Origin of the sequence: Wohlfahrtiimonas populi, assembly GCF_002006795.1 — a bacterium.
Classification (GTDB): Bacteria; Pseudomonadota; Gammaproteobacteria; order Cardiobacteriales; family Wohlfahrtiimonadaceae; genus Wohlfahrtiimonas; species Wohlfahrtiimonas populi.
On record NZ_MVDN01000024.1, the window covers coordinates 1 to 7,731 of the forward strand.

Sequence of the window (7,731 nt, forward strand, 5' to 3'; positions counted from 1 at the left end):
CCAAAAGTTACCTCTTCCTCATTAAATAATAATGCAAATACTCTCAAAGATATCTTCCCCTTCTTATATAACTTCTTATATGAAAGTAAAAACACTATATGTATATAGTAAAACTGAATAATCGCCCAACAAAAAGCCCTGCTTTTGCAGGGCTTTTTCATCACACACGATATTTATGTATTACAAAGCTTGGATTTTTACCAATTGCTGATTCAATTCAGCCAATGTATTTTCCATCTCTGCCAACTTCTCACGCTCTTTAGCCACAACAGCTTCAGGTGCTTTAGCAATGAAGCCTTCATTAGATAACTTCCCTGCCAATTGCTGAATGCTTGGTGCTAATTTAGAAATCTCACGATTCAAACGCGTTAATTCTTGTTCCTTATCGATCAATCCTGCCAATGGAATCATCAAGCGCATTTTACCCACAACAGCAACTGCTGATTCTGGCGCATCACCATGACAAGCTACCAATGATTCTAAACGCCCCATTTTCAATAGAAATAATTCATTTTCAGAAATACGACGCTGATCTTCTGCTGATGCATTCTCATATAACACAGGTAAAGGTCTGCCTGGTGCGATATTCATTTCTGCACGAATACGACGAACTTCTAATAATACAGATTGCAACCAAGCAATGTCAGCTTCCAATGCTTCATTACGCACATCCATTGATGGATATTCTGCAACGATCAAACCATCAGTTTGTTTGAACTGAGGCGCAATCACAACCAATTGCTGCCAAATCTCTTCTGTAATATAAGGCATGAATGGATGTAACATTTTCAAAATCGCATCCAACGTAAACATCAATGTATGACGCGTTGCTGCTTTTGCTTCATCACTGAAATCACCATTCAAAATTGGCTTAGTTAATTCTAAGTACCAATCACAGAATTCATTCCAAATGAAGTCATACAATGTTTGTGTTGCTAAGTCGAAACGATACTGTTCAATGTGACGCTCAACTTCTTTATTCACATAAGTTAAACGAGATAAAATCCAATGATCGATGTGTGAACGCGCAGCTGGATTATCAGCAATCAATTTATCTTCTGCATTCATGAATACAAAACGCGCAGCATTCCAGATCTTATTACAGAAGTTTGAATAACCTTCAACACGACCAACATCAAAGATCACATCACGGCCATTCGTTGCTTGTGCTGTAAATGTGAAACGCAGTGCATCCGTACCGTAAGCTTTAATGCCTTCAGGGAAGTTTTTACGTGTTGATTTCTCAATGCGCTCTGCCATTTGCGGCTGCATCAAACCTGAAGTACGCTTTTTCACCAAGTTTTCTAGATCAATACCATCGATCAAATCGATTGGATCTAAAACGTTACCTTTAGATTTACTCATTTTTTGACCATCTTGGTCGCGCACTAAACCGTGGATATAAACTTCATGGAAAGGAATTTCCTGCATGAAATGTTTACCTATCATAATCATACGAGCAACCCAGAAGAAGATGATGTCAAAACCCGTTACCAACACAGATGTTGGGTAGAAAGTTTTGAGTTCTTCTGTATTTTCAGGCCAACCTAAAGTTGTGAACGGCCACAATGCTGATGAATACCAAGTATCCAACACATCTTCATCTTGTCTTAATGGACGATCATCCAAATTATATTTAGTACGCGCCTCAGCTTCGTCATGCGCAACATAAATATTGCCTTCTTCGTCATACCATGCAGGAATTTGATGCCCCCACCATAATTGACGAGAAATACACCAATCTTGAATGTTGTTCATCCATTCGAAATATGTCTTTTCCCAGTTCTCAGGAACAAATTTAATTTCGCCTGATTTAACTGCTTCAATCGCAGGTTTCGCCATTGTTTTAGCATCAACATACCATTGATCTGTTAAATATGGTTCGATCACTTGCCCAGTACGATCGCCACGAGGAATTTTTAATGTATGTGGTTCGATTTTTTCCAACAATCCTGCCGCTTCAAAATCAGCAACGATCTGTTTACGTGCATCGAAACGATCCATGCCACGATAAGCTTCTGGCGCTTCATCATTGATTTGTGCATCATCCGTCAAGATGTTGATCATTGGTAAGTTATGGCGCTTACCCATTTCATAGTCATTGAAATCGTGTGCTGGTGTGATTTTAACGCAACCTGTACCAAACTCTTGATCCACATAATCATCTGCAATGATTGGGATTTGACGACCTGTTAATGGCAAATCAATCATTTTACCGATCAAATGCGTATAACGTTCATCGTTAGGATTCACAGCAACAGCCGTATCACCTAACATTGTTTCAGGGCGAGTTGTCGCAACGATCATGATTTCATCAGAACCAGCGATTGGATAACGCAAATGCCATAATGAACCCTGCTCTTCCAATGATTCAACTTCAATATCAGAAACAGCTGTTTTTAATTTAGGATCCCAGTTAACCAAACGCTTACCGCGATAGATTAAACCTTGATCGTATAAATCTACGAATGTCTTTTTAACCGCTTCAGATAAACCTTCATCCATCGTAAAGCGCTCACGTGACCAATCCGCACTTGCACCCATACGGCGAAGTTGCTGCATGATTGCACCACCCGATTGTTCTTTCCATTCCCAGATTTTTTCAACAAATTTGTTACGACCTAAGTCATGACGTGTTAAACCTTTTTGGTTCAATTGGCGCTCAACAACCATTTGCGTTGCGATACCTGCATGATCCGTACCAGGTTGCCACAAAGTATTATCGCCTTTCATACGATGATAACGGATCAATAAATCCATGATCGTATCTTGGAAAGCATGTCCCATGTGCAAAGTACCAGTGACGTTTGGTGGTGGGATGACTATACAATAAGCAGGCTTTGTGACATCACCTGATGCTTTAAAAAAACCATTAGATTCCCAAAAACCGTACCACTTTGACTCAATTGCACTTGGCTGATATGTCTTTTCCATAATATTCCGATAAAACCGTAGTTAAAAACACTAAAAGTTATCATTCTAGCACTTACATTCAAACAAACACAATGATCTTCTCACCATTTATAAAATCAAACTGATATCACAATTTTTATAGTGAAATGATTGAAATCATCACTAGAGCAAAACCTACAGATGAGATATAAATTTTTCCCATAAAAAAACCCGCAATTTTTCAATTACGGGTTTTTGATGCTTTATACAACAATGTTATTTAGACAAAATCGCTTGGATTTTCTGAGCGATGCCCATTCCCCATTGCTGACCAATCACCATAGATTCTTGCATGATTGCTGGTTGTTTTTCAACCAATTTCTTACCTGCTGGAGATTGATAGAATTCTAAGAATGCTTTCACATCTTCTTCAGTGAATTGCTTTTGATAAACAGGTACTAATAAATCTACCAATTGATCCACATTGAATTCTTTTTTAACTTCTGCGATTTGCGCATCAGTTGCACCTGCACCTTTTAATTGTGCCAACAATTGATCAAAAACCATCGTGCCCATTTCTGCTGCACCAGTTTCAACGATTAATTGCTTAATGCTTTGCTCTGAAGCTGTTTGTGCAAATGCTGCAGAAGAGAAGATTAATGATGAACCTAAACACACGGATAATAATAATTTTTTCACGATGTTTTTCCTTAATAAATTAATGTCAAAAGACGAAATTAGTATATCAACAATATCGTATAAATTTGTAAATAGAATTATCGGTTATCAATTTTTTCAGGGTACAAATCATGATTCAACAAACGTGTTTCAGCAAACTCTGCCCAACGACTATTAGGCATTCCATAGTTCACATAAGGATCAATAGAAATACCACCGCGCGGTGTGAATTTACCCCAAATTTCCATGTATCTTGGCTGCAATAAATCTACTAAATCTTTCAGCATTTTATTCACGCAATCTTCATGAAAACTTCCTTCATTACGGAAGCTGAATAAATACAATTTTAATGATTTACTCTCCACCATTTTTTGATCAGGAATATAGCTAATATAAATTGTGGCAAAATCAGGTTGTGCTGTCATTGGGCACAATGCCGTAAATTCAGGGCAATTGAATTTCACAAATGTATTGCTATTTGGGTGTGCATTATCAAATGCCTCCAAAACAGCAGGGTTATAACGATCAGAATATTCTGTTTTCTGATTGCCGAGCAAGGTTAAACCTTCAGTATTTGACATAAAAACTCCTTAGTTTTTTTGTGTGGGAGGATTTCGAACCACAATGGAACCGCGATATGCTAATGAATCATGGCATTAAAAGCAAAATAATTGGTGTCGTGACAGCAGATAACAACGTCGATAACACAATACCAGATGCGACAGCATCTTCGATTTCCTCAAATTTTAGCGCCATTAAATAGACGTTCATTCCTGCAGCCAGTGAACCTAAAATCACGATTGCTTTAGTTTCAAAAGCTGGCAAACCTAAAGCCAATGCACAGAGCCAAATCACCAATGGATGCAACACTAATTTAAAGAACACTAAAAACATGCTGATTTTTAAGCTAGAGCCAATGCGATATTCCGCCAATCCCATGCCAAGCACTAATAATGATAATGGCGCAACCATATCTGAGAACATCAAAATCGTTTTACCTGCAAACTGCGGAATCGGCAAGCGAACATAACTTGCCAATAAGCCAAGCATAATTCCGATCACCACAGGATTTTTCAGTACACCTTTAAAGGTCGCCGCCATTCCTCGTACTGAAAATGAACCATGATCTGCCCATTCAATTGAGAAAGAGACTAAGCTCCACAGCAATAATGCATTGAATGAAATGATCATTGCAGAAACTGCAATTGCATCATCGCCCATAAAGAGCATTAAGATTGGAATACCAATCATCACATTATTGGCAAAAATTGTGCCAACACCAAATACAGAACTTGCGCGCGATGTGAGCTTTAAAGCTTTTTTAGAGAAGAAATGGGCAATAAAAAATAGGATAAAAGAGCCACCAAAATATGCCAATATCAACTTGGGATCGACATCTTCTTGCTCATGGAATTTACTCATGACGCCGAATAGCATAATGGGAATGGCTAAATTAAATAAGAATCGCGTCAATCCTCTTGTGAAATCTTTCGGCCATTTTCTGAAGCGCACAAGGTAATAGCCTAATCCTATTAATATAAAGAATGGCAATAGCGCATAAATTTGCTGAAAGAATGAATAAACAAAAGAGGACATATTGAGAAAGCTCTGAGATGGAAACGTCTATATCTAATGTAGCAAAGAATTACCAAAATTGAAGAGAGTTTTTGGTTTGCTTGATAAGCTTTTTAAGTTTGATACAAAATCAAACTTTAGAACTAATCATAAACAATTTCCCATTCATTATTTCCACGATAAACCACATCGTCAAAAGGTGATAATAAATTTGTACTATATGACAACTGATAAACCTGTTTTGTTAATGGCTCATTTTCAGGTATTTTAGCAGGAGATAAATAATAGAAAAAACGCATTTGGTACTTTGAGTATTTTTCAGTGACATTCTGCATTAGTTCTAGTGGTGGGTATTTACCATAGTCTTGTTCATATTGATAAATGAACTGAACAACATTCTCTCTAATCTCAATTTGTTTAATTCTATAATATTGCCCATAACCATAAAAGATAGAAAATGTTACCCCATACATTGCCAATCTAATCAAGCTATCTTTACGCATATTTTTATAGAAAATAGCATGCCCCAATAAGATAATTACACTAATTATTAAAAAGAATATAAAGAAATAACTGAATATATAAAAAGAAAACATCAAAATTAAAATAATCCCACACAAAAAGAGTGTTGATTCTTTTGCAAAAATAGTATCAATTACATTACCAATAGTCTTTAACATTGCTATGAATCCTTTATTATTTTTATATTCAAACCAAAGGGCTGATATTCCTATCAACCCTTATATTTTACTGATTTATTTCGCTTTATACTTTAAATGAAATCTCAAGATAAATGCGCGGAGCGCTTGTTTCATTGCGCGATCTTCACGTAATCCTCTAGTTCTCATGATCATCCTCCTCTACTTTTCTTCTCTTAATAACAGAATTAGTTTGTGATAATGCGTACCAATCTACATTTCTTGTGAGAATCATCGTTGCGCTGATTGCCAAGAACAGTAAGATTGAGCCCAGTAACAAGCTGTATTCTTCGCCATTCAACAAGATGTATAACGTGATGTATAGCAGCGCCAATAATCCCGCAAAACTCAGTGATATTTTTTTGTCTTTCAATAAGCTATGCATGTAATAAGTGATTAATCCGATGCACGATAATGAAGCAACCCAGTAAGCTAATAAGAAGCCAATGTGTTCGGATAATGAAATGAGCAATAAGAAGAATAGAACTAGCGCAAAGCCAACTAATGCATATTGCATTGCATGAATGTTCATACGGCGCATCACTTCAAAGACAAAAAAACCTACAAATGTTAAACCAATGAACAAGATCGCATATTTCACAGCACGATCACTTTTACGGTAATGATCTACAGGATCAACCAAATCTACACCGAAATTTGTGATGTTATTGCTTTCACAATACGTATCATTGGACTGCCAGCAACTCATTAATGCCGCAGGTGTAATATTAGAAAATTGATTCACTTCCCAAGTTGATTGGAACGATTGATCGCTCACTGTGCGCTCTTTCGGTAATGCATTGCCGATAAAGCTTGGATGCGGCCATATTCCATTCAATTTAACTGTAGTTTCTTTACCTGCTGATAAGAAGTTTAAGCGCGAAGTGCCCATTAATTCCAAATTAATATCAAACTTAATCACACCGCCATTTTGCAAATCAACATTCGTTAAAGAGCTTTTAACACCTGCAGATAAATAACCGCCTGCACTTAATGGCGACAATGTCATTTTACTGCCGTTCAATTTCATTTCCGTTGTATTGCCAATACCGCGAATATCAGAAACGCGCATTGCAATGTACGGTTCGCCAAGTTCATAATTATTAGTGGAATCTTTCAAACCTAAATTTTTAGGTAAGGTAAATTGCCCTGTTAGCTGCCCTTTGAATGTATATAAATTGGCTTTATAAATGCCACGATATCTTTCTTCTGTAGTTAAATCGCCCGCAATATTCAGTTGATCAGGAAAGAAATATAGAGCTTCATTCGATCGAACATAAACTTTTCGATCGCTGTCATAAGTTGTGACTGAGTATGGCACTGTGATGATTGGCCCTGCCAATGTTTGTGATCTTACTGAGCTTTTTGCAATATCATCTTCTACACTGCTTTTTAGATACATTCGCTCGTTGATCAAAGAACTGATCATGCCAATGCCGATCAATAGCACGACGATGATCACAAGCATGGATATCATCTTTTTCATTAAATTATTCATTATCTCTCCATCATTGAATTTTGATGGTTTATTCTCTGATACCAATATGAAGAGATAATGTGGCGAATGTGTTTTTTATGTGAAGATGAAGATTAGATATTAATTTGGATTAAAAGCCCATTCCTTTGATTCAGGAGAATATTCCCACTCAAAGTATCCTATTGTTCTATGCAATAAAAAATAATCTTTATAATCTTTTTGTGGAAAATAATGAAACTCTCTATACAAGTTTCTATCATTATTCTTTTGAGTACGAAACCAACTTTGATCAGGATAGGTATCATGTTCCACATAATAATTCTCAATAGAATTTCTAACTTGGTCACGCATTGCATTCCGTGCATTATTCACATATTGAACATATATTCCCACACCAACAAATATAATAAT

7 protein-coding genes and 1 riboswitch are annotated in these 7,731 nt (G+C 36.6%); all 7 genes read right to left on the minus strand.

The window, feature by feature from the left end; genetic code table 11:
- Positions 1-180 precede the first annotated feature (180 nt).
- A complete protein-coding gene (locus BZK16_RS13560; RefSeq protein ID WP_077929424.1) occupies positions 181-2,934 on the minus strand; it encodes a valine--tRNA ligase in 2,754 nt (917 codons plus the stop codon).
- Positions 2,935-3,168: 234 nt separating this feature from the next.
- Complete coding sequence (locus BZK16_RS13565; protein ID WP_077929425.1) at positions 3,169-3,591, minus strand: DUF2059 domain-containing protein; 423 nt, start codon at positions 3,589-3,591, stop codon at positions 3,169-3,171.
- 77 nt (positions 3,592-3,668) lie between these two features.
- Complete coding sequence (gene queF / locus BZK16_RS13570) at positions 3,669-4,151, minus strand: preQ(1) synthase (RefSeq protein ID WP_077929426.1); 483 nt, start codon at positions 4,149-4,151, stop codon at positions 3,669-3,671.
- Positions 4,152-4,154: 3 nt separating this feature from the next.
- Positions 4,155-4,199, minus strand: a riboswitch (PreQ1 riboswitch).
- Between the two features lie 19 nt (positions 4,200-4,218).
- Complete coding sequence (locus tag BZK16_RS13575; RefSeq protein ID WP_077929427.1) at positions 4,219-5,166, minus strand: AEC family transporter; 948 nt, start codon at positions 5,164-5,166, stop codon at positions 4,219-4,221.
- 122 nt (positions 5,167-5,288) lie between these two features.
- Complete coding sequence (locus BZK16_RS13580) at positions 5,289-5,825, minus strand: hypothetical protein (RefSeq protein WP_077929428.1); 537 nt, start codon at positions 5,823-5,825, stop codon at positions 5,289-5,291.
- Positions 5,826-5,982: 157 nt separating this feature from the next.
- Positions 5,983-7,341 (minus strand): cell envelope integrity protein CreD, encoded by a 1,359-nt coding sequence (gene creD / locus BZK16_RS13585; protein WP_077929429.1) that lies wholly within the window; start codon positions 7,339-7,341, stop codon positions 5,983-5,985.
- Positions 7,342-7,440: 99 nt separating this feature from the next.
- A partial coding sequence (locus tag BZK16_RS13590) for a hypothetical protein (protein ID WP_233145314.1) occupies positions 7,441-7,731 on the minus strand: 291 nt, incomplete at its 5' end.

What these genes read in the sequence shown, in the direction of transcription:
- BZK16_RS13560 (WP_077929424.1), bottom strand. Translation starts at nt 2,934, where the DNA reads ATGGAAAAGACATATCAGCCAAGTGCAATTGAGTCAAAGTGGTACGGT.
- BZK16_RS13580 (WP_077929428.1), bottom strand. Translation starts at nt 5,825, where the DNA reads ATGTTAAAGACTATTGGTAATGTAATTGATACTATTTTTGCAAAAGAA.
- creD (WP_077929429.1), bottom strand. Translation starts at nt 7,341, where the DNA reads ATGAATAATTTAATGAAAAAGATGATATCCATGCTTGTGATCATCGTC.
- BZK16_RS13575 (WP_077929427.1), bottom strand. Translation starts at nt 5,166, where the DNA reads ATGTCCTCTTTTGTTTATTCATTCTTTCAGCAAATTTATGCGCTATTG.
- queF (WP_077929426.1), bottom strand. Translation starts at nt 4,151, where the DNA reads ATGTCAAATACTGAAGGTTTAACCTTGCTCGGCAATCAGAAAACAGAA.